This window comes from Geoanaerobacter pelophilus (genome assembly GCF_018476885.1).
Lineage (GTDB): Bacteria > Desulfobacterota > Desulfuromonadia > Geobacterales > DSM-12255 > Geoanaerobacter > Geoanaerobacter pelophilus.
Genome location: NZ_JAHCVJ010000013.1, coordinates 1 through 24,253, shown reverse-complemented (window position 1 = coordinate 24,253; position 24,253 = coordinate 1). Strand labels below are relative to the sequence as shown.

Below are 24,253 nucleotides of genomic sequence, written 5' to 3'. Positions count from 1 at the left end.
CAGGACAGGATGCAGGACTTACAACATGATTGGAAATAAAATCAGCGTTATTATGCCGGCATTAAATGAGGAGCGGTCTCTTCCCCATGCCGTGGCCAATGTTTTGGATACGTTCCAGCGGTTTTCTCTGGACGGGGAGCTGATCATTGTCAATGACGGCAGCAGCGACCAGACTGGAGAGGTTGCCGAGGATTTCGCCGGCCGCTACGGTTTCGTAAGGGTCCATCATCAGGCAACTCCCCAGGGGATAGGTGCTGCCTTCCGGGCCGGTTTGCGCCTGGCGTGCGGCGAGTTGGTAGTCTATATCCCGGGAGATGGCGAGATCGATGCTGCGGAGATCCTGCGTTATGTGCCTCTCATGAAGGAGGTAGACCTGGTAGTCCCTTATGTTCATAATCCGGAGATCCGGCGGTGGAGCAGGCGGGTGCTTTCCGCGTGTTATACCCAGGTCATGAATAGAACCTTTTCCGTCTCCCTTCGGTACCTGAACGGGACAGTCTTGTACCGCAAGGCGATTTTGGAAGGGATCACCATCAGAAACTCCGGGTTTTTCTATCAGGCGGAACTGCTCATCAAGACCCTGCGCAGGAACTATATCTATGCTGAGGTCCCTTATGCTCAGCAGCGCCGGATAGACGGCAAATCCAAGTCCGTTACCATAAAGTCTCTGTTGCCTGTGGTTAAGGGATACTTTGTCTTGATCTGCGAGCTCTATTTCCTCAGAAGCGAACGCTTTGTGATTGCCCCGTTATCAATCACCGCCCGTCAGCAGCAGAGTGTGCTGTCTTCGGCAACCGGCAAGCACCCATGATGCCGGAGTTGGCAAGTTTTTCACGCCGCATCCGCCGGGAAATTATCGAGATGGCTTATTGTTCCGGGGGGCCGCATGTGGGTTCTGCGCTTTCCTGTGCCGATATCCTGGCCACTCTTTACGGTGCCGAACTGCGCCTAGATCCGTGGCATGACCGGGATATTTTTATTCTCAGCAAGGCCCATGCGTCGATCTCGTTATATGCGGCATTGGCAGCGAGGGGGATAATGCCGCCAGAGATGCTTGCCACCTACTGTCAGGAAGGCGGTTTGCTCCCGGCGCATCTCGACCGTCAGACAGGCTATGGGGTTGAATGTTCGGCTGGTTCACTGGGGCATGGCTTCAGTATCGGTCTGGGGATGGCGTTCGGTTTCAAGCGACAGCGCTCCCCCCGGCGGGTGTTCATCGTGATCGGTGATGGCGAGTGTCAGGAGGGTTCAGTCTGGGAAGGGGCTCTGTTTGCGCCTCGGCAGGGGCTTGATAATGTCACGGTAATCATGGACTACAATAATTTGCAGGCCTACGGCAGGCCGGCAGAGATCTGCAGTTTTGAGCCGATTGCTCCGAAATGGGAGGCTTTCGGCTGGCATGTCTGCCGGGCGGACGGTCATGATCATGGTTCATTGCTGGATGCGTTGCATGAGGAGAGCCGGGGCAAGCCCAAGATAATCATTGCCCGGACTACCAAGGGCAAAGGGGTATCATTCATGGAGAATGAGCTGGTTTGGCACTATTACATAGTAACGCAAGAGCATAGAGCCAAGGCACTGGAAGAGATCGGGTGAGAAATACCTTTATCAACACAATCCTTGAAGCATGCAAGGAGCGCGACGATATCTTCATTCTGAGCGGTGACGCCGGTCTTGGGGTGTTCGACCGGTTTAAGGAAGAGTATCCCGATCGATTCCGCAACATGGGGGCTGCCGAGCAGAACACCGTCAGCTTTGCCGCTGGTCTCGCAATGACCGGCTACAAGGTCATTGTCTACAATATCATCCCCTTTTTGCTTTACCGCTGTTATGAACAGGTGCGCAACGATATCTGCTGCCAGGGGTTGCCGGTTGTCCTTGTTGGTATCGGCAGCGGCATTACCTACGCCCCTCAGGGGATGAGCCATTATTCCGTTGAGGATCTCGGCCTAGTACAGACCCTCCCCGATCTGGTTGCGATCTCTCCCATAGATCCCTGCGAGGCGCGGGCTGCCGCTTCTTATGCGCTCGATTGCCACAAGCCGGTCTATGTGAGGCTGGCAAAAAACGGCGAACCGCTGTTCCACCAGCATGAGGTCACGAATATTGCGGCGCCCCAGATCATCAGGAATGGGGAACATGCTGATACCGCAATACTTTTCCATGGTTCTGTTGCCAATGAAGTGATGGCTGCCTATGAAACCCTCAAGGATAGGTCTCGGGCTCCGCTTGTTGTTTCCGTGCCTACTTTGCAGCCCTTTGATGTGCCGGCAATCGCCGGGATCCTGTCTGGCTTCAAGAATGTCGTCTCGGTCGAAGAGCATTATAGCAACTGTGGTCTGGGGGGCATGCTGGCGCGGCTCAAAGCGGAAACCTGTGCCGATTGGCAGCTGACCAGCATGGGGATTCCCTATGGCTATATCCACGATGTCCGGAAAACAGCCGGGTTGAGAGCTAGCCTGGGTATTGCCACTGAATATATCGTGCGCTCGGTTGAGGCCGTATCCGGATTTGCGTCATGAGAAAAATTGTTGTCATCGGCAGCAACTCATTTTCCGGGAGCGATTTCATTGATCTGCTGCTCCAGGATCCGGAAAATGAAGTGCTTGGGATCAGCCGATCCGCGGAAAAATCTCCTCTATTCCTCCCCTACAGAAGGCATGAAAGCCCGAGGTTCTTATTCCGGCAGCTGAACCTGAATGTTGATCTGGTGGAGCTGGTGGCTACGCTCGACAGCTTCAGGCCTGAGTACATTGTCAACTTTGCCGCCCAGAGTGAGGTTGCCCCGAGCTGGCTCCACCCGGGCCAATGGTTTCAGACGAATGCCGTTGCATTGGCTGGACTGGTCGACTACCTGAAAGATTGCAGTTACCTCAAGCGCTATGTCCACATCTCTTCACCGGAAATTTACGGGACCTGCAGTGGATCCGTACTGGAAGATGCACCGTACAATCCGAGTACTCCCTATGCGGCCTCCAAGGCCGCGGCTGACATGTGCCTCCTGGCTTATTTCCGGCAGTTCGGTTTTCCCGTCGTGCTGATCAGGGCGACCAATGTTTACGGGGCTCATCAGCAGCTTTTCAAGATTATCCCCAAGTCAGTAATAAGAATGCGCGCTGGGCAGAAGATCGAGCTTCATGGCGGCGGGGCCGCAGTGAAATCCTACATTCATATCCGGGATGTATCTCGCGGTGAACTTGCCGCAATGCTCCATGGCAACCCAGGGGACATTTTTCATCTTTCGCCGGATCAGGGTATCAGCATCAAGGATCTGGTAAGCCTGATCAGCCGCAAAATGGGAGTCCCGTTTGCCGATGCCGTACAGATAGTCCCGGAGCGACCCGGACAGGATGCCGCCTATGTCATAGATTCTTCAAGAGCTCGGCGTATGCTTGGGTGGCAGCCGACCGTTATTCTGGAGGACGGCCTCCAGGAGGTAATTGCTTGGATCGACGGCAACTGGGACGCCATCTCCCGGCTGGACCACGAATATATTCACACTCCCTGAGAAGCGGCTGATAACTTTATGAACCAAACAATAAGCACGGCTGCGAGCCAATCCCGGGATGAATTCTTAATGGACGGCCACAAGCTGCTCTGGCATCTTGACAGGGTGAACCAGTGGGTCAAAGGGGAGCGGATCGCCCCTCTGCATATCGACCTGGGAATCACCACCGGCTGCAATATTGACTGCAGCTTCTGTTACGGTGTTCTCCAGGGGCGAACCGGCGCGTCTTCACGGTTTGACATGCCGAAGGGGCCATTGCTGCGGTTTCTGCGGGAGGCCAAAGAGGCGGGGGTCCGTTCCGTGCTTTTTGACGGACAAGGTGAAAACACGCTGAACAGTGCGCTCTATGATGCGGTTGCCTGTTGTGGAGAGATAGAATTGAGCTGTGCGCTCGCCACCAACGGCACTTTGCTGAGGCGGGAACGTATGGCAGAGCTGCTTGCCCCACTCACCTGGCTCCGCATTAATATCAGTGCAGCAACTCCAGAATCTTACCGGAGAATTCACGGAGCGCCTCTTTTCGACAAGGTCGTTGAGAATATAAGGCTGGCAGTTGAAACCAGAAATAACAATGGCCTGGCAACCACCATCGGCATGCAGATGGTCCTGACCTATGACAACCTTGACGATATTGTCCCGCTGAGCAAACTGGGGGCTGAACTCGGAGTGGATTATCTGGTTATCAAGCCATGCTCGGATGATCCACAGAAGAGCCTCAATGCCCCTACCGGTGAATACCTTGAGCTGGCAGAGGTCTTCAGAGCGGCGGAGGCTTGCAGCAGCAACGGTTACAACGTCGTGGTGAAAGCCAACAAGCTGGCCAATAGCGGACTAAAGGATTTTCCCCGCTGCTTTGGTACCAGGTTTATCATCAACATCAGCGGTGACGGCAGCGTCTTCCCCTGCGGTCATTTTTTCAGCACCAGGCGCGAGGAATTCTGTATGGGGAATATCCTGGAGAATTCCTTCGGGGAGATCTTGTCCAGCGATCGATATTGGTCGGTCCAGGATAAAATAGCCTCCATAGATGTCAACCGGGAGTGCGAGACCAATTGTCGCCACTACTATATCTGCGGTTTTCTCTGGAAACTCAGAAATCCCCCCCCGCACCTGGATTTTATCTGATGCGACTTCGGAGGATGCCATGAAAATTCTCCTGTTCGGTGGGAGCGGGGTGATGGGGACAGCGCTGGATCGCGTTTGCCGCACTGTTGGTTTCGAGTGCCTTCAGCCAAGCCATGCCGCAATTGATGTGACCGATGCCGATGCGGTGGCCGGCGCGATTGATAAGTTTGCACCGGCAGTGGTAATGAATGCGGTGGCCCTGATCGGTTATGACCTTTGCGAGAACGATCCGGTTGAAGCTTTCCGGATAAACAGCCTGCCGGCGTCGCACCTGGCAAAGGCCTGTGCGGCACGGGAGATAACCTTTGTCCAGTTCAGCACTCATGCGGTTTTCGATGGCGCGAAAGACGGCCCCTATTCTGAACAGGACAGCCCCAATCCTCTGAACAGCTATGCCGCGACCAAGTACCTGGCAGAGCTTTTTTGCCGTAACCTTTGTCCCCGCCACTATGTAGTGCGGCTTCCGACTCTCTTCGGCCCTCGTCGGAATGACCGGCTGGGGTTCGCAGACAAGGTGCTGGAGCGGATCGGTAAAGGGGAGCCGCTGCGGATCGCTGTTGACAAGATTGATTCACCGACCTATTCCCTTGATGCGGCTTCAAGAATCATCGCTGTTTTACAGGAATCTCTCCCTTATGGGGTATATCACCTGGCAAACCATGGTTCGGCAAGTTATTTCGAGTTCGTGGCGAAAATCCTCCAGATCAAAGGCGCTGCCGCAGTGCTCTTAGCGGCCAAGGACAGCGATTTTCCTTTTCAGGGGAAAAAGCCGTTGAAGACTGCCATGACATCTGCAAAGCTTCACAACCTGAGACCGTGGGAGGATGCATTGCAAGCATATCTTGAAAACGAGGGGGGCATTTGAAGTTCAATCGGTTTGCATTGGCCCTTATTGAGGATCTTATCGACAATCGCCCCCCGGTAACAGCGATCCTTGACCGGATCACTGAACCTGCCGCGCAGGGTAAAGTCGCTTTTTACCCCTGTAATCGCTGCTCTAATGATCTTTTAAAGCTGCTGAAACAGCATGCTCCCGAATGCCTGGTCAATATCGCCGGTTGCTTCGACCAATCGCCGGATGCCTTTACTGAAGCCGGCATCGACCTGTATCCACTGGATCAACTCCCTCAAGTTGCCTCGTCGCTTGCGGCCATCATCGTAACCTCAAATGTCTTTCATGCGCGAGAGTCCGAGGCGATAACCAGGCTTGTCGGTCCGGCAGTACCGATGGTCAAAGTTTCAGGTGTTGAGCTGGAACTTGCCGGTCTTGACCCGAAACAGCTCATTGCGGACATCCGCAAGGTTCTTGATCTGCTGGCAGACGAGAAATCCAGGGCGGTCTATCTGCTGGCCTGGCTGGCAAGGCTGCTGAATGATGAGAATTTGACCCAGTTGTTTGCCAATGATCAGGATCAGAACTTAGTTCTTGCGGAAGGGGCGGTTTCCTATAAAGGTTACCGGCTCAACAACCTGCCGGTTGATATAATCAGAGAACTCGCCGTAGATATTTATTCCCTTGGATCTGTTGCCGCTGTCGGCGGAGATACCGTCTTGGATATCGGTGCTTTCAAAGGGGACACGGCAATTTATTTTGCCGATCTGGTAGGCAGTAGCGGCAGGGTGTTCTCCTTTGAACCGGTGCAGGCAAATTTTACCGACCTTGTTCTCAACGTGCGCCAGAATGGACTGGATGATATAGTTGTGCCGGTAAACAAGGGGTGTGGCCGCAGTCCTGGCAGGCTGCGCATTGCCACGGCACCACAAGGATCACCGTGGGCTTTCCTCTCGGAGGAGCGGGGTGTGGAGGATATAGACGTTACAACGGTCGATGAGTTTGTTGCGGCAGAGCACTTGGAGAGGGTTGACTTCATCAAGCTGGATGTGGAAGGGGTGGAACTCGATGCCATCATCGGTGCGAAAAAGACCATCGAAACATTCCGTCCGAAGATGGCGGTGAGCCTTTATCACAATCTTGTCGATCTGACCGAACTGCCTCTGATGCTGCACTCCATGGCTGCCTATAACCTTTATGTCCGCTGTAAAATGGCTGGGCCGTGGAGCATTTTCCTCTATTGCGAACCAAGGTGAAACCGTTTTATGTCATTGCCCGAAGCGTCATTTTCAAGCAAAAGTTCCCTCCCTCTCCTCCATCTGCCCGAAAATTACAATTATATCGGTGTGTTCCTGACCCTTGACTGCAACCTGCATTGCAGCTACTGCATAAATCGGTTCGGCGTGCAATCCGCCGGTCACCGGCTTATGACCAGAGACCAGTGGTTGCTGGGCTTGAACCGTCTCAGCTCGCGCCCTGATCTGCCCATTACACTGCAAGGGGGGGAGCCAACCCTGCATCCGGATTTCTTTGCTATCATCAACGGGATCCGTCCTGATCTACAGGTCGATCTGCTGACAAATCTGGAGATTGATGGGGCACGGTTCATGACGGAAATTGCTCCGGAGCGTCTCAAGCGGGATGCTCCCTATGCCTCCATCAGGGTCAGCTATCATCCTGAAGTGATGAGCATTGAGTCACTGGCCGCCAAGGTTCTCGCCTTTCTCCAGGCTGGCTACAGTATCGGCATCTGGGGGATCATGCATCCGCGTTTTACGGCTGAGGTCGTGACAGCTCAGCAATACTGCCATTCCTTGGGGATTGATTTTCGTACCAAAGAGTTTCTCGGCGAGTACGACGGGGTGATGTATGGCAAATTCTCCTATGAAGGGGCCTTGGAAAGAAGAGAGGGAAGCAGGGTCAGTTGCAGAACCTCGGAACTGATTATTGGGCCTGACGGTGGTGTCTACAGGTGCCACAGCGATCTTTATGCCGAGCGGACCCCGGTGGGGCACATTCTTGATCCGGAGCTGGTTTTGTCTTCGGATTTCAGGCGCTGCGACCATTACGGATTCTGCAACCCCTGTGATGTCAAGCTCAAGACCAACCGTTTCCAGGAGTACGGCCATACTTCGGTGGAGATTGTAATAGAGCCTTTTATAAAGTAAAATTAGATCATGTAGAGGTGAAGACTAACGACTGTATCGGCAGGGAGTTTTTATTTGTAACGACAGCTACTGAGTGAAAAGAACAGGGGGATTTTATGAAATACAGAATAATCGCCTTCTCGATATGTTACTTGGTTTGCCACATCGGTTCAGTCTCTGCCATTGAAACTAAAGCTGTTTCTGACCCTGCAACCGGCATGGAGTTCGTGCTTGTCAAGGGGGGCTGCTTCAACATGGGGAGCACGGAAAACGCTAGTGAAAAACCGGTTCATGAGATCTGTGTAAATGATTTCTATCTTGGGAAGTATGAGGTGACTCAGGCTCAATGGGAAAAGGTGATGGGGAGTAATCCCAGCAGTTTAAAGGATTGTGGCCCGATGTGTCCTGTTGATAATGTGTCTTGGAATGATGCGCAGGTGTTCATCAAAAAACTCAATGAGAAAAGCAATAAAACATACCGTCTGCCGACAGAAGGGGAATTGGAATACGCAGCCGGCAATGGCGGTAAGAATGAACCCTGGCCCGGAACTGCTGATAAAGCCAAATTGGGAGAGTACGCGTGGTTTGCTGGAAACAGCAACGGTGTTTACCATAAAGTAGGAGAGAAAAAACCCAACGGTTTGGGGCTCTATGACATGAGCGGCAATGTCTGGGAGTGGTGCCAGGATTGGTACAGCGAGACCTATTACGCCGAAAGCCCGAAGAACAATCCGTCAGGGCCTGCAACCGGAGTATTCCGTGCCGCACGCGGAGGGAGCTACGATAATGATGAAACCAGTCTTCGCGTGGCGAACAGGGACAATCTGACCCCTGATTCAAGGAACGGCAATTTAGGATTACGTCTTTTGTTTGTCCCCAACTGATTAGAGTAAAAATGCTTGACTGGTTAAAAAAACTGTATTGGGAATGCAGCCCCCACTTTTTTTCTGTCCTGTTCCTTACAACGGCTGCCTTTGCCGTCTATGGACCGATTCTCGGCCATGAATTCCTGGGTAATTGGGACGATAACAGGTACATCCTGGAAAATTTCGATGTCCAAGGGATTTCCTGGCTGCGGATTAAAGCGGTATTCTCCCGGTATTATGTAGGCAACTATGCCCCGGTGCAGATGCTTTCCTACATGCTTGATTATCTTCTCTGGGGACTGTGGCCCGGGGGCTATCTCCTTACCAATCTTCTGCTGCATCTTGCTGCTTCTGTCCTATTGTACCGGTTTTTTTTCCAGCTCACTGAAGAGCGCCTTGCCGCTTGGTCGGGCGCGGCCTTGTTCCTGCTGCATCCTGTGCAAGTGGAGACGGTTGCCTGGATTTCCCAGCGAAAAAATCTGCTGGCAATGCTCTTTTTTCTGGGGGCGTGGGACTGTTACCGCTTATACCGGGACAGCATTTCGCAGCGTGGCCGTCTTTATTTTGCGGCTTCCGTTGTTGCCCTGTTGCTGGCAGTTTTGTCCAAATCAATAGCGGTCATCTTTCCCGTTGTTATTCTCATTTATGACAACTGTTATCCATCACTGTCAGCTCGATTCAAGGTTCTGGACAAGGTCCCGTATTTGCTTGTAGCGGTGGCTGCTGCTGCACTTGCCGTTCTCAGCCAGACGCCCAACTATACCGAGTGGGGTGCCGGAGGCGGCCGTGCCGGTTATCACGGCGGTAGCGCCATGGCGACTTTTCTGACCATGCTTCCCGTATTCTGTAGCTACATCCGCCTCATTGTCTGGCCCTTTAACCTCAGTGCACTTTACGACCCGGCTATTCATAAGAGCATTGACGCTTATGTCCTTGCTGCGGCGCTTGTGCTCAGTGTCATCTGCTTTTTGCTCTACCGTTTGTACAAATATGACCGACGCATTGCCTTTTGGCCCCTCTTGGCAATTGTGGCCTTGCTGCCGGTTTCGCAGATTGTGCCGCTGGTAACGCTGATCAACGATCGTTACCTTTATTTTCCCATGATTGGAGTTGCCGCTTTGCTGGCCTACGGTGTCAAGCTGGCCGGCGTGCGTTGGCCAGGGCGTTTACGGCCGATTATCATCTCTCTGACGATTTTGCTGTTTTTCTTGGCAGGCGTTTCCATGCAAAGGATTGATGTCTGGCGCAACGGAATTTCTCTCTGGAAAGATACGGTCGGCAAAAGCCCAAAACTTGCGTTAGCTTGGGAAGGGCTTGGAGAGGCTTTGCACTATAATGCCCAGCCGGATTATGAGGGGGCAAAGAAGGCCTATCTGCGAGCCGTTGAGCTTAGCCCTGACAGTGATATAACCCGCTACAACCTGGGGCTCCTGTATACCTCGCTGAACGATTTTGCTAATGCCGACCAGGTGCTTCGGGAACTATTGAAGCGCAGTCCAAACAATGTGATGGGATGGGCGGCATTCGGGGATCTTGCCCTGCGCCGGTCTCTATTCACGGAAGCGGAGACCCGTTTCCGGAAGGCCCTGTCTCTGCAACCCGAGGCGGTGCAGGTACACCAGAAAATCGGCAACCTGATGATTGTTCTCGGAAGGTTCGATGAGGCGCGGCATTGCTATTTGCGAATTGAGGAGATTCAGGGTGGGAACGATCCCATTAATGCTTATGAGCTTGCCAGATTAGAGGCTCTTGCCGGGGATGCCGGTGGTGCGATCCGGTGGCTGGAAACAGCTTTGCAGCGCGGCTACGGCAATTTTGCCGGCATAATGACCGACGAGGAGCTGACCCCGATCCGCTCGGATGGCCGTTTTGGCGATCTGGTGACTAAATACTTCCCGAAGCCTTAACGCTCATGGGCTACAGTCTTTTCCGGAATATGGCCACAAAAGACTCTGCAGTCGGTACAAAGCCTGCCGGTGTTTCTCCCCACAGGTAGCGGGCCGGCTTGTCGGAAAAGATCTCCACGATGCCGACTTCATCATATCTCAAAGGGATGTAGCTGTCTCCCCAATCAAGCACCTTGTTAAGGGACCCCTCCCGTAACAGCCATGATGCCGAATTATTAACAACGACGATATAAGCCGGTTTTGTTGCTTCGATATCACTGATCAGTTGTGACTGCATCAGCCCGGAATACCGGTTATTCTCCATCAGGCCATACATGTAAATATGGCCGGTAGCCGAAATTCTGTCGGCATAGAAGAGTATTTCCGGTTCTGATCCGAGAATCGCTATCCGGTCTTCTCCTGTCGTTTGCCTTTTAAGGAAATCGGCGATTACAGGTGCCTCCGGGAAAGGGTTGGTGCCGTAAATCTTCCGGCTGACTTCCTGCGGGGTCAGGCGGAACAGGTAATCGCTTTCAAAATAGTAAAAACAACCGATGGCCATTACCATAGCCAGTGGCAGCAGTAACTTCCCCGGGCCGGTTGGTAGTAACCGGCTTAGCGCTTGAGCGGCATAACCGCCAAGGATAGCAATCGGCGGCAGCAACAGGATAAAGTAGTGCGGTCGGAAGTAGAGCCCTTGTGAGACCATTAAAAGTGAAGCTGCCGCATATCCGATGAGGAATTGCTTTTCAGAAGCCAAGCCCTTCCGGCATAGTTTGACAATGCCGACAACTGCGAGCAGCCATATCGGCAGATTCGACCAGGCGATGGCGCCAAACTGGCGGGCAAACTCGTTGAGCCCTGCTGCCAACGATAAGCTGGCAGCATAAGCGCCGGCATACTTGACTGTCCAGAACCAGAAGTTGGTAAATACTCCGGCATGGTAAAGCCAGAAGGCGACCACTGCATAGGGGATTACTGCTCCGGCCAGAAAGACAGAACAATCCCTGGTAAATAGTTTCTTATTGCCGGAGTTCTGGGGCCATAATTGAAAAGCCAGGGCAAAGATGATCATTATGGCGGCGTGCTGCTTCATCAAGACTGCCATGCCGAGACAGATGCCGCCGAGGAAGACTATTGCCGCATGATATTTTTTCAGGGGCTGACTCAGCAGGGATATCCCTAACAGGGAAAAAAGAACTACAAAGTGTGTAGCATGAGCGAAAATGCCCAAGACTGTCTGGCTCAGGGAGAGCAGGGCATAAAATGCTGCTGCGGTAAAAGCCGATTCTACGGTGAGAAAACGCCTACCCAGCAGATATACAAGGGTTACGTTGGCAATATTGGTCAGCGCCAGTCCGATATGGATGGCGGCAGCACTCTGACCGAAAATGGCCATGACCCCTGTGTAAATAAGGGCAACGCCGGGGAGTTTCATGGTATACGCGGAGGTATAGGGCGGAATCCCTTTGAGGAGAAGCTGGGCCATGTAGGCATACTCGCCCTCATCCCGTTCAATGGGGACCCCAAGCAGGCGAACTCGCACAATTACCGATGCCACAATGATCAGGAGAGCGATGGCCCAGGTGGCCATCTTGGCTGGGTTGTTCATAGGCAAACCGGTCTTATTCATTGCGGCAGGATAGCAAAAAAACGCGGGGGGTGTCTACTTTATGGACGGAGGGGCAGGTCTTTTACTGGTTGGTCATGATGTAATGGATGTCCGACCAGTCGATACGGACATCCGGCTTTACCGGCAGCATGCCTTCAGCAGCCTTGTCAGCCATGCCTATGGCTATGACACTGGTTTCCGACTGTTGTGGCGCCAGAACTCTCGGTCCCCATTGCAGGAACATGACCCGATTGTCCCTGCTGGAAAGCGGGATTCGAGCGGATTCATCGTTAACCTTGCCTTCTTTATTGGAGAAGTAGGCAAGGTCAGGCCGGATGTCACCAAACCATTCGATGAAATTTGCCATCCCTGAGTAGGGGCCTTTTTCCCCTAGGATCAGAGGGTTGCCTTTGTCGAACATTCCGGCAAAAGTATATTTTTTTGTGTCGATAAGTGCTTCGTAAAAGTAAAGGCGGTTTTGCGTCCATCCGACGTTCCCTCCGGAAGAACCGTAATTACCGACCCATGGCTCATCCCCGTAAACAAAATAGTAGGCTGATGGCGTGGTTCCCAGGTTTTTGAAGCGATTGGCCAGAAGAAAGTACCGGTCTCCGGCACGGTAAATTATGAATCGGTCGATTTGAAACGGAACGCCGTCAAGCGTCACCCTGTGGCTGCTTTGGAGCATTGCCTTCTTCGAGGTGTCATAATGGACTTTGGAACCCAGGAACTCCCATGAAGAAGGGAAAATCATTTTTTCGGGAGTCCGGCCTCCTGCCACTGCTTCATTGGCGTTACACCAGATATGGAACCAGCGCTCTCCGTTGTAAAAGGCAACGCCTGTCTCATTCAATTGCACTGTGCTGGCTTCATAGCGAGAATAAGGCAGGCCTCCTCCGATAAAGATTCCGCGTGGTGCCTTGCCGTTACTGTCCTGAAATCGGCTGAGGCATATAACGAATTTTGTGCCGTCCGGCGAGTTATTGTAAATAAAACCGTGCCCCGCCTTTCGGTTCCATGAGAGTTTCAGGTGCGGTTCATTCTTGCTATGAGCCGGTTCTCTCTCGATAAGGGCATGAAGCCAGGGAAGATCCTTCTTGAAAAGGACCCGGTCGTATTCTCCTAACAGTACATCGTCTTTTATCTCCAGGAATTTGCCGCTTTTCCCTTCTAAAACATAGATGCCTTCAAAATCACCTTCCAAGTCAAAATCGATGGCCAGCGCTGAGATCCCGCCAACAAGGAAAAGTAATACAGCTACCAGAATCAGGGTGCTGCGCATGTTGAATTTAGAAAATATCATGTGAGGATGTTGAAAAACTCCTGTAATTTCAAACCTTACCTACATTAATGAGATTGACGGGAACTGTAAAGAACATTTTTTGCTTTATTTGGGTACTGTCATCTTGCCCCGGTCTAAACCAGAAAATTCATTGCAGTCTGTAATTGAAAAATAATTAAATACAGATAATTAGAGGTAAGGGTTCTGGTACGTCTTATGGCCACAAGTTTTATGACGCTTTGGTGAAAACTCGCTTAAATAATTATAATTAGCTTTTTTTCTACTGTTTGGGTTGTCCTGTAGGGCAATTAAGCAAATTTAATATATAGGGAATTGTTGGTGTAATGCTGAGGGGGGGTAAAACTAATTAAAACCAGGTTTGATGGGCATTATTCGGCATTTCGATTCCGGTTAAGATAAGTTGATTTTCATGCACCTGTTTAGATGCCAGTCAAACGACTGGCACTTTTACTGCTCTGTTTATTTTTCGGAGGAGTATTCCCGTGAAATGGCCAGGGATGGCTTTCTCTTTAATTAGGTGGTTGTAATTTTAGTGCTTTTGGCTGGGTTGCCAGGCAAAAAAAGCAGTTTTCTTAAGCGATAAGAGCTTTGTGCAGGGGTATTGCGGTTAATTCAGAATGAAGACTCGGAGAGTGTAGGTTTCATTGAACGTAGTGCTCGGAGATTCAACGATCGAGAGCAGGTTTTGATGATAGTTGCTGCATCGCCGACTTGAGAAGAGGGAGAACAAGGATATGCGAGATCGTTTACTGAAAACCTTTGCCGGGATGGCATGTTCATCCCGAAAAGTTTTCCAGACGGGATTCTGGGGAGTGGCAATAGCCATCGCCCTGTCCCTTTTCTCTCCACTTGTCACGAACGCAGATGCCGTGAGTCCTCTCATCCATAACAGTACCTATGGCGGAACCGGTAAATACGGTGAGTGGGGGCAAGATTACACCTGCGCTACCTGCCATACCAAATCTGCGACTCCTAACATCAAAAAAGTAGCAACCTCCGTGAAGACTCCGACCGGCATGCGCAAGGTTGTAATGTCCCGTTACACTTCGATGTCACGGACTGTTCTGGGCAGGTATACTGCGATGTCAACCGATGTTGTCGGGGTCCTTGGCAACGATCGGAGAACTATATACCAGGAGCGTTCACAGAATATTTGCGAAGTTTGCCATCATAGAACCGAATATCATCAGTATAGTGCGAGCAAAATAGCGGTGAAGGCGGGCGGCTTGAACCATACTGCCCATAAGAGCAATAACAGGGACTGTACCGGTTGCCATGCCCACCAGAACGCCTTTAAACGCCCGGCTGTCGAATCTTGCGACTCCTGTCATGGCAACCCTCCCACAACAGCCACCATCGGCGCCCCCAGCGGCTTGTACACGAATACCTTCGGGGACCCTCCAACACACTCAGGCGCCCACAGCAAGCACCGCAATGTTCTCGGGTTCGAGTGCCAGGTTTGCCACAATAATTATGGGCATGGACTTCTCGGTAACGATTATGTCGAACTGGGGTTCAGGATCAGCAGTTCTAACTGGAAACCATTCGTTGGTGAGGTGACCACCGGTACAATTACGGTAAGCAACTCCGCGGGATTGAATACTCAGTTTTCAGTGGCCCCGAACAACCCGGGCACCACGTTGCTGAGGGCGCCTGATGCGATGAATTGCAATATCTACTGCCATGGGGACAACTGGAATGTGCCATCCGGAAGGACCGGAACCGGTGTTTCCTGGATCCAGGGGCCGCTCGGAGCATGCAGCAATGCAATATGCCATGGAACCAGTGCCCAGAACCCCCCGACCCCCATTCTTCTAGGGAACGTTTCGACCGGCGCCCACCGGACTCATGTCAGCAAGCTCAATTCAGCTTGTACAACCTGCCATGAAGATCTGCCCGATCCGCATATGGTTAACGGTCGCGTCAATCTCAACATGACCCAGGCCAATGCCAACCTCCCCGCAATAACGGCACAAGCCAAATACAACGGATTCACCCTTTATTCCACCCATACCCTTGCTGCTTCCGGCTCCTACTTTTCCTGCTCAAACATGTATTGCCACAGTAACGTTCAGGGAACTAACGGCACCGGCGCTCCCACCGCTTATCAGGGGGCTGTTAAGTGGGGCGGCAACGGTAGTAATGCTTATCTTGCCTGCGACAGCTGTCATGGCGGTAAGAGAACCGATTCTACTCCAATCAACTCCGGTGCTCACAATAAGCATATTGCAACCTCTTATTATCAGTACAGCTGCGACTCCTGTCATACCGGAGCCGGTAAAAACGATCAGTCGAAGCATGCCAACAAGAAAATAGAAGTAACCATGGCCGGCTCATACAGCGGCAGTTACACCCAAACGACAAATGTGCCTGGCGACGGTTTCGGCTCCTGCTCCAATGTCAACTGCCATTATGGTAAAAGCGTCGGGTGGGGCGATGGCACCCTTAACTGCAATAGCTGTCATGGCAGCGATAGCTCGACGCTTTCGAGCGGGAGGCATGCCGGCCACATATCCACAACAGCCAACAGCAATCTCGGTACTGCGTTCAAATGTACTGCCTGCCATGCCCAGGTCGTGAGCAGCAATACCACTATCAGCAATTATCTCCGCCATGCCAACGGGTTCTCGGATTACTCCGGCAGGAATGCCGGGAGAAGCTACACTGCGGTTGACGGGACATGCGCCAATGTTTATTGCCACACCGACGGCAAGGGTCGGCAGAACGTGCCATTTACCGCGGGGAATGGCTGGAATTCAGGGACCGTTTACAGCAACTGTAACGGCTGCCACGGTAATGACGTTGCTCCTGCCTTTACCAGTCTCGGCGGCGAACCTAACTATGCCAATGATACAGAGACCCAGCCGCGAGCCAACAGCCATTCTCGACATATGGGCGGAGTCGGCGTTTCAACCTGCATCTACTGCCACGCTTCTACTGTGAACTCGACAGGGGCTATACTGGTCAACAGCACCAGCCATACGAATCGCCGGATCGACGTGCAAGCAGGTGCCGGCAAGAACTTCCAATACGACCCTGCAACAAGAACCTGTTCCAATATCTTATGCCACGGCGGCTACAGCAATTCTGCACGCTGGGGCAAGATCTTCCCGGCAGATTGTACCGGTTGCCACGGCAACAATGCTTCAAGCTTCAGGCCGCTCAGCACCGGCAAGCACACTGCCCACATTAATCACAACGTCAATATCTGGGGCAAGAATGTGCGCTGCAATACCTGCCATGCCTTGACAGCCGGACTCGATGATAGAAGCATCCTCGATACCTCCTTGCATGGTAACGGTTTCAAGAACTTTACCGGGGTCATGGCTGGTGGCAGAGGCGCCTACGACATCTCAACCGGTGTCTGCTCCGCCAACTATTGTCACTCCGACGGCAAGGGCAAGCAGAATGTGCCGTTTACCGTTGCCAATGCCTGGAAATCTACGGCAACGCTCAGCTGTACCGGTTGTCACGGCAATGATGCCAGTCCTGATTTCGTCAGCGCGGCCGGTGAGCCAAACTATGCGACCGGACTCCCCGGATCGCTCAGGGCCAATGATCACAAGAACCATGTCGATTTCGGGGCCACGACCTGTATCAGCTGCCATGCCGATACCGTCAACGGCACGGGTGTCATCCTTGCCAATGCCAGTACCCACGTCAACAAAAGGATCGACATAAAGCCGGGCAACGGGAAGAACTTCATATACGATGCCGGCTTAAAGAGCTGTACCAACATAACCTGTCACGGCGGAGTCGGATCTCCCACCCAGATCTGGGGTACGCCGGTATCCGCAGACTGTACTGGCTGTCACGGCAACAATGCCGGAAGTTCAAACGCCATAGCCACTAACAAGCATACCGCGCATATTAAAAATCCTGACATTGGCGGCAACTTCAAATGCGCCGAGTGCCACGGTCAGACCATAAACCCTGATGACCGGACCTTTTTCAATCGCCAGCTGCACGGCAACGGCATACTCAACTACTCAGGTGCACGGGCTGGTCGAAGCTACGACTCCGCTCAGGGGAACTGTGCCAATACATATTGTCACACCGACGGTAAAGGATCGCAGAACACGGCATTCAGTCTTGGCAATGGCTGGAAATCGGCAGTTACCTATTCCAATTGCATCGGGTGCCACGGCAATGCCGCTTCGCCTGCATTCACCAGCAATTATGGTGAACCGAACTACACCAATGCCGAAGAACTCAGCCTCCGAGCCAACAGCCACGAGCGCCACATGGGCGGCGCGGGCGCGACAACCTGTGTTTACTGCCACAACAGCACGGTTGATGCCTCTGGAGCGCTACTGTCGGGTGCCAGTCACCTGAACCGGACACGTGATGTCGCGCCGGGAGGGGACAAGAGCTTCGCATACGACCAGGCGACCAGAACCTGCTCCAATATTAACTGCCACGGAACCGGCAGTGTCCCGGCACGCTGGGGCAAGATCTTCCCGCTTGACTGCACCGGGTGCCATGGCAACAACGCCCTGGCGCAAAAACAGATCAGCACCGGTAAACACAAGGCTCACATCAACAACAAGTCCATTCTTGGCAAGAACTTCAGTTGCGATACCTGCCACGCACTCACCGCCGGTTCCAATGATCGGAGCATCCTTAACACCGTGGTCCATGGCAACGGCTTCAAGAACGTTACCGGCGTAATGTCCGGCGGCAGGAACACCTACACGACTGCAACCGGAGTTTGCTCCGCCACTTACTGCCACACCGACGGCAAAGGGAAACGCAATGCACCGTTTACCCCCGCTAATGCCTGGAAGAGCACAGCAACTCTTGGGTGCACCGGATGCCACGGAAACGACACCTCACCGGACTTCACCAGCGTCAACGGTGAGCCTAACTACCTCAGCGGTGGTGCCGGAACGGTTTATGCCAACGATCACAAGAACCATGTGGATTTCGGGGCGGCAACCTGTATCGACTGCCATAATGACACGGTAGATGCGGCAGGGAATCTAAAGCAGGATGTCAACAGCCACCTGAACCGGAGCATCGATGTTGTTTCAGGCAACGGCAAGACATTCGATTATGACAAGCCCAGCAAGACCTGCTCGAATATCTATTGCCATGGCGGCAAAGGTTCATACAGCCAGGTCTGGGGCACACCGGTATCAACAACCTGCACCGGTTGCCACGGCAACAACGTAGCCAGCCTGCAGCCGATAAGCTCCGGCAGGCACAAGGCTCACATAAACAATGCGGCAACACTCGGAATCAACTATCTTTGCGCCGATTGCCATGCCCTCACGGTAAATAGTGACGACCGGACATTTGCGAACCGCCAGCTGCATGGCAATGGCCTGGTCAACTATTCCGGTGCCAAGGCAGGCAGAAGCTATGACAACCTTGCGGGAAACTGTGCCAATACCTACTGCCATACAAGCGGCAAAGGAAAGCGCAATGTCAGCTTCACCCTTGCCAACGGTTGGAAGTCGACAACAGTCTACACCAACTGCATCGGATGCCACGGCAACGATAACCTGCTCGGCCACTACTCCAGCGTAGCCGGCGAGCCTAACTACAAGAGCGGTGCCCAGGGCAGCTATTCGGCCAACAGCCACAAAAAGCATGTCGGCGCTGCTGGTGCAACGACCTGCTACTATTGCCACGCCGATGTTGTCGGTGTTACCGGCGCAACGGTCAACGTGAGCCATATCAACCGGCAGATCTCCTACTCTTCGTCCAACATTGCCGGCAAGAAATTCGGTCGCGTAGCAGGCAAAACCTGCTCCAATATCGAATGTCACTTCAACAAGAGTGCGGTCTGGGGCGCTGTCCTCAACTGCAACAGCTGCCACGGCAGCGATGCCGCAACTCTCACAACCAAGAAACACAGCGTTCATATCTCGACAACAATCAATCCGGCGCTCGGCAATGCCATTGCTTGCGTTGAATGCCACGCAAAAACAGTCAACAGTGATAATGTCACGATCCGGAACTCTGCCGTTCACATTGATGGTGTCATGGGCAATTATTCCGGAGCTAAGGCCGGAAGATACACTGCCGCTACTGGGGCTTGTGCAAACGCTTACTGTCACAGCGACGGCAAAGGGAAGTACAACGTGGTGTTCAATGCCGGCAACGGTTGGAACTCCTCCCTGGCCTCCAGAGGTTGCAAGGGATGCCACGGTAACGATACCGTCCTAAACAACTTCAGCAGTCTTGCCGGTGAGCCGAACTACCCTAACACCGGAGCTATTGGCTCAGCTACTTCCAACAGCCACAAGTCTCACACCTCCAAGTTGGCTCTGAAAGGCGCGGCGTCCTGCGACACCTGCCACACTGATACTGTTACTGCCAGTGGCACCGCCATCAAGCCTGGTGCGCCTCACCTCACGGCACCGGCAAACCTTGTCAGTTTCAATACCAGCAAAGCCGGAGCCGGATCAGCTTATGACAAGGACCTGCGGCAGTGTTCCAACATATCGTGCCATGCCGGCAAGAGCCCGATCTGGGGTGATGCGTCAAGTGTCGGCTGCGACTCTTGTCATGGCAGCAGTGAAGAGACCCTGACCACTAAGAAGCATTCGGCTCACATTTCCACAATTGCCAATGCGAGCCTTGGCACGGCAATCAATTGTTCCGAGTGCCACGCCAAAACTGTAGACATCAACAAATCCGTGATCAGCGATCCGACCCATACCAACGGCATTTACGGTGACTATTCCGGGACAAGGGCCGGCAGATACACCATTGCAACAGGAGCATGCGCCAACAGTTACTGCCATTCCGACGGTAAGGGGCGGCAGAACGTGCCGTTCAATGCCGGTAACGGCTGGAACTCCTCGGTAGTCTTCGGCGACTGCAAGGGGTGTCACGGCAACGATACCCAACCCGGAAACTTCACCAGCACTGCCGGTGAACCTAACTATGCCAACTCTGGGCTGCCCGGATCAGCCACAGCCAACAGTCACAACAGTCATGTTTCTTATTACGGCGGTGCTGCCTCCTGCGATTACTGCCACACGAACACTGTGACAACCAACGGTCTTTCTGCCAAGCCTGGCGGAAGCCACCTGGCAAATGGTATCAACGTAGACTTCAACCGGTCGATAGAGGCAACGGCCTCATGGAACGGCACCTCAAGGACCTGCAGCACCATAACGTGCCATTCCGGTTCAGGTGCAACTTGGGGCGATGCATCGTCAGTCGGCTGCAAGGTCTGCCATGGCACTCTGCTCACCAAGCCAGGGGTCCATGCCACTCATGTAGGCAATCTGCTTGACTCCATAACTTTCTATGGCTACACCGCCATTAAATCAAGCAATGGTGTGTATCGCATCGGTTGCGCCAACTGTCACCCGACCATTGAGTCCGGCAATCACAAAAACGGTAAAATTGATGTCACCATGAACAAGAACCAGACCGGCAGGAGCTGGCTCGCCGGCCTCAACAGCGCTACCGCAGACGGCATCAACACCGCGAACAGCGGCATCAGCGGCACCACCAAGGTCAGCGTGACCTGCTCCATGGTTTACTGCCACAGCAGCGGCAAGTCCACAGTCCAGGCAGAGAACAACTTCAAGACCACGCCTGACTGGTACAGCGCAGCCGGTTCAACCGCCAACCGCTGCGGCATGTGCCACGACAACCCGCCGCAGTATGACGGCCAGTCGCACTATGTTGCCGAGAGCAGCATGGGCAAGAACGGCACCGGTCCGTACAAGGATTCGGGGCACATGGTCGGCATCCACTTCAAGAATACCTACAAAGGACCGGGCGGATACGGTTTCCTCGGCTACTCGTCAGCCGGGGACAAGGCCCACGGCAATGCCGGCGTAGCCAGCACCATGTCGTGCGACACTTGCCACAGTGGCGTCGTAGACCCAGCCAAACCCGACACCTACGCGATGTTCGGCAGCGGTAAAAAGTTCGAGTGCGCCAGCTGCCACACCGCTACGACCCCGACCAAACTGCAGGCAGGCAATATCGTCGGTACCGGTCTGCACATCAATGGTAAGAAAGATGTCCAGTTCACCACATCGGCCTACAAGACCAAGGCCCAGCTTGCCAATGTTGCCAATGCCGGTGGCGTCTGGATGCGCAACGGCGGGTACAAAGAGGCCGGCTCGTATGACAGCACCGATCTGAGCGGCTCCACCTGGGATTCCGCTACCAAGACCTGCCTCACCGCCTGTCACGTGAACCAGCCGGCGATCAGGTGGGGTTACCCGCTCAAGTGTTCCAGCTGCCACGCGAACCAGTAGCAGGGTTAATGTTACCAATAGAAGATGACGATATAAAAATGACGACTAAAGCCAAGGGTGTAATGATCATGAAAAAGGCACACGGTATTCCAGGCAGAATGTACGGAACGGTCACATTGGCGGCAGCTCTGCTGGCATTGCTGTTCATAGCCAACGCAGCTTTCGCCGCCGACCTGATGCACAACAGCAAGGATACCGGTTCCAGCCGCTGGAACGGGCGGTGGGGGATCTCCGGCGGTAAATACGGTGAGTTCACCTGCGCCACCTGCCATGAGCCCGATGCCGAGAACATCAAGAACATCCGGCGGACCATATCGGTCATGAACCCGATTTCGACCCATACCTTTCCCGGCGGTAGCAAGTCGGTGAATGTCATATTCATGAGCAATACCAGCATGGGTAACGACCGTGCGGCCCACAGCAGCTCCAATCGGATCTGCGAAGTCTGCCACAGTCAGCTGACCTATCATAACGCAGACACCGCGAACAACCAAGGGGTCCCCAAACTCGGGCACCCTGCCCAAGGGGGACAGGCGGGTGTCTGCACCAGCTGCCATACTCATAACACCGGCTTCAAGGCCTCGTGCGGTAACGGGACCAACGCTTGCCACGGCAATCCTCCGACCTCCATAGTTCTTGGCGGCTATTCCGGGATGGTGGGCACCCCAAGGGCCAGCCATCTCCTCGAACCGAACCAGGTCGGTGCGCACCGGTCACATTCCCAGCATGGTGTTTCAGTGTGCGACAACTGCCATTATATCTCTGACGGCAGCATCAAGATGCCGAACCTGTCAAACACCCTCCAGATCGGTTTTTACGGATTCGGCGGCAAGGTCACCAGCGGCGTCTACGTACCTTATTCCTCCACTAACCGTGGTTATGCGGTTCGCGCCAGCACCCCCAACACCACCCTGGCCGCAGTCGCCACCACCTATCCTGCCGCCAACAAATGCGCCAACCTGTACTGCCATGGTGGCGGTGTAACAGTCGGTGGCACCCAGATTGTTCTCCCGCTTGACGGTGGCAGCAACAAGAACCCGTCATGGACGGCCACCGGCCAGGCTGCCTGCGGCAGCTGCCACTATGCCGACAAAAACAATCCACCGACTACCGGCAGCCACTTAAAGCATGCCGGTCTCCAGAGCCTTGGCTACTATGAAGTCGGCTGCGACCAGTGCCATCCTGTTACTGATTCCTCCCACGTTCAGGGCACCATCCGCTGGCAGCTCCAGACCAGTGATCCCAAGTTCGGGGCAGCAGCAACCTATCGCGGTTCTGCCACAACCAACTGGACCAACCTTGCCCGGAGCGCACCGTACGGCCAGTGCGCCAACGTCTACTGTCACAGCAACGGCAAAGGGGCCCCGGCCAATGTCGCCACCCCCACTTGGGGTGACAGCAGCGGGTTTGCAAACTGCCTCGGTTGCCATGGCGGCACCCTGGCGAACGGTAACCCGATCGCGACCGGCAAACACTCGGCGCACGTCAACACCGTTGCCAACGCCTCTCTCGGCAACGCCATCGGTTGTGTGGCCTGCCACGCCAAGACCGTCAGCAATGACAACACCACCATTGTTTCCGTAGCCACTCATATCAGCACCTTTGCCGAGTATTCCGGCCAGCGCGCCGGCAAGAACTACGCCCGGGCCACCGGTGTCTGCAGCAATGTCTACTGTCACAGTGACGGCAAAGGGCGCCAGAATGTACCGTTTACTGCCGGCAACGGCTGGAACTCCTCAGCGGTGTACGCGAACTGCGCCCAGTGCCATGGCAATGACGTCCGCTTAGGTCGCTACTCCAGTATCGCCGGCGAACCTAACTACAAGAGCGGCGCCCAGGGGAGCTACTCGGCCAACAGCCACAGAAAGCATGTTTCCGGTTATGGCGCTTCCTCCTGCGTAAACTGCCACTATGAGACCGTTACCGCCGGCGGCGCAGTAATCTCCGGAATCTCCCGTCACATCGACGGCTCCCTCGACGTAGTCAAGAGCCCTGCGGTTACCTTTACCTGGGCAAAGGTTTCCAAGACCTGTTCCAGCACCTCCTGCCACTTCAACAAAACCCTGCAGTGGGGCGGAACCCTGAATTGCAGCGGTTGCCACGGCAGCGATGCGGCCACCCTGACCACCAAGAAGCACAGCGCCCACATCTCCACCAGCGCCAACCCGTCGCTGGGCACGGCGCTGGGCTGCGCCGAGTGCCACGCCAAGACGGTATCCAGCAACACCACCATCAAAAACCCGCTGGTTCACACCAATGGGGTAATGGGCGACTACTCCGGCGTTCGTGCCGGACGAAGCTACAACGCCACCGACGGGATCTGCGCCAACGTCTACTGTCACAGCGACGGTAAAGGGCGTCAGAACGTAGCATTCACTGCGGGCAACGGCTGGAACTCGGCAGCGACCTATGCCGACTGCAAGCAGTGCCACGGTAATGACGAGCAGTTCGGTCACTACTCCACCCATGCCGGCGAGCCGAACTACGCGAACGCCGGGTACGTCGGACTCCGGGCCAACAGCCACAAGAAGCACACCAAAAGCGGAGCGGTCACCTGCTCCAACTGCCATGGCGACACCACCACTAACGGCACGGCCATCAAGAGCGGCAGCACCACCCACATAAACGGCACCAGGAACGTCGTCCAGAACGGTACCACCGCCCAGTTTGTCTGGGACAACGGCGTCAACCGGACCTGTTCCACCATCAACTGCCACTTCGGCAACAGCGCCACCTGGGG

At 54.0% G+C, this 24,253-nt stretch carries 14 protein-coding genes; 12 read left to right on the top strand and 2 right to left on the bottom strand.

The annotated features are described in order from the left end of the window. Positions 1-25 precede the first annotated feature (25 nt). From KI809_RS19590 to KI809_RS19545, 10 genes are all read left to right on the top strand, one after another. Positions 26-811 (top strand): glycosyltransferase family 2 protein, encoded by a 786-nt coding sequence (locus KI809_RS19590; protein WP_214173298.1) that lies wholly within the window; start codon positions 26-28, stop codon positions 809-811. An 8-nt stretch (positions 812-819) separates the two neighbouring features. Next, positions 820-1,596, top strand: a complete 777-nt coding sequence (locus KI809_RS19585) for a transketolase (RefSeq protein ID WP_246559525.1) — start codon at positions 820-822, stop codon at positions 1,594-1,596. Continuing rightward, the gene (locus tag KI809_RS20900; RefSeq protein ID WP_214173297.1) at positions 1,593-2,522 is read left to right on the top strand and encodes a transketolase family protein; all 930 of its coding nucleotides are present in this window, start codon (positions 1,593-1,595) and stop codon (positions 2,520-2,522) included. The genes KI809_RS19585 and KI809_RS20900 overlap by 4 nt, the downstream gene beginning before the upstream one ends. Beyond that, positions 2,519-3,508 carry a GDP-mannose 4,6-dehydratase gene (locus tag KI809_RS19575; RefSeq protein WP_214173296.1) on the top strand — a complete coding sequence of 330 codons (990 nt, stop codon included), beginning with the start codon at positions 2,519-2,521 and terminating at the stop codon, positions 3,506-3,508. Before KI809_RS20900 ends, KI809_RS19575 begins: the two co-directional genes overlap by 4 nt. Before the next feature lie 69 nt (positions 3,509-3,577). Beyond that, a complete protein-coding gene (locus KI809_RS19570; protein WP_214173295.1) occupies positions 3,578-4,633 on the top strand; it encodes a radical SAM/SPASM domain-containing protein in 1,056 nt (351 codons plus the stop codon). 19 nt (positions 4,634-4,652) lie between these two features. Next, the gene (locus KI809_RS19565; protein WP_214173294.1) at positions 4,653-5,498 is read left to right on the top strand and encodes an SDR family oxidoreductase; all 846 of its coding nucleotides are present in this window, start codon (positions 4,653-4,655) and stop codon (positions 5,496-5,498) included. Then, the gene (locus KI809_RS19560; protein WP_214173293.1) at positions 5,495-6,721 is read left to right on the top strand and encodes an FkbM family methyltransferase; all 1,227 of its coding nucleotides are present in this window, start codon (positions 5,495-5,497) and stop codon (positions 6,719-6,721) included. The genes KI809_RS19565 and KI809_RS19560 overlap by 4 nt, the downstream gene beginning before the upstream one ends. A 9-nt stretch (positions 6,722-6,730) precedes the next feature. Further along, on the top strand, positions 6,731-7,633 hold the full coding sequence (locus KI809_RS19555; RefSeq protein ID WP_214173292.1) for a radical SAM protein: 903 nt from the start codon (positions 6,731-6,733) through the stop codon (positions 7,631-7,633). Positions 7,634-7,728: 95 nt separating this feature from the next. Then, positions 7,729-8,496, top strand: coding sequence for a formylglycine-generating enzyme family protein (locus tag KI809_RS19550; protein ID WP_214173291.1), 768 nt, complete (start codon positions 7,729-7,731; stop codon positions 8,494-8,496). Positions 8,497-8,507: 11 nt separating this feature from the next. Then, the gene (locus KI809_RS19545) at positions 8,508-10,385 is read left to right on the top strand and encodes a tetratricopeptide repeat protein (RefSeq protein ID WP_214173290.1); all 1,878 of its coding nucleotides are present in this window, start codon (positions 8,508-8,510) and stop codon (positions 10,383-10,385) included. Positions 10,386-10,395: 10 nt separating this feature from the next. On the opposite strand, the gene KI809_RS19540 is transcribed toward KI809_RS19545, so the two are convergent. Beyond that, positions 10,396-11,976, bottom strand: coding sequence for an ArnT family glycosyltransferase (locus tag KI809_RS19540; protein WP_214173289.1), 1,581 nt, complete (start codon positions 11,974-11,976; stop codon positions 10,396-10,398). 82 nt (positions 11,977-12,058) lie between these two features. Continuing rightward, entirely contained in the window at positions 12,059-13,279 is a 1,221-nt protein-coding gene (locus KI809_RS19535; protein WP_214173288.1) for a hypothetical protein, read from the bottom strand. Between the two features lie 734 nt (positions 13,280-14,013). Here KI809_RS19535 and KI809_RS19530 point away from each other — a divergent pair. Continuing rightward, positions 14,014-21,513, top strand: a complete 7,500-nt coding sequence (locus KI809_RS19530; RefSeq protein WP_214173287.1) for a CxxxxCH/CxxCH domain c-type cytochrome — start codon at positions 14,014-14,016, stop codon at positions 21,511-21,513. A gap of 8 nt (positions 21,514-21,521) precedes the next feature. After that, positions 21,522-24,253, top strand: a 2,732-nt coding sequence (locus KI809_RS19525) for a CxxxxCH/CxxCH domain c-type cytochrome (RefSeq protein WP_214173286.1), incomplete at its 3' end; no start/stop codon positions are given.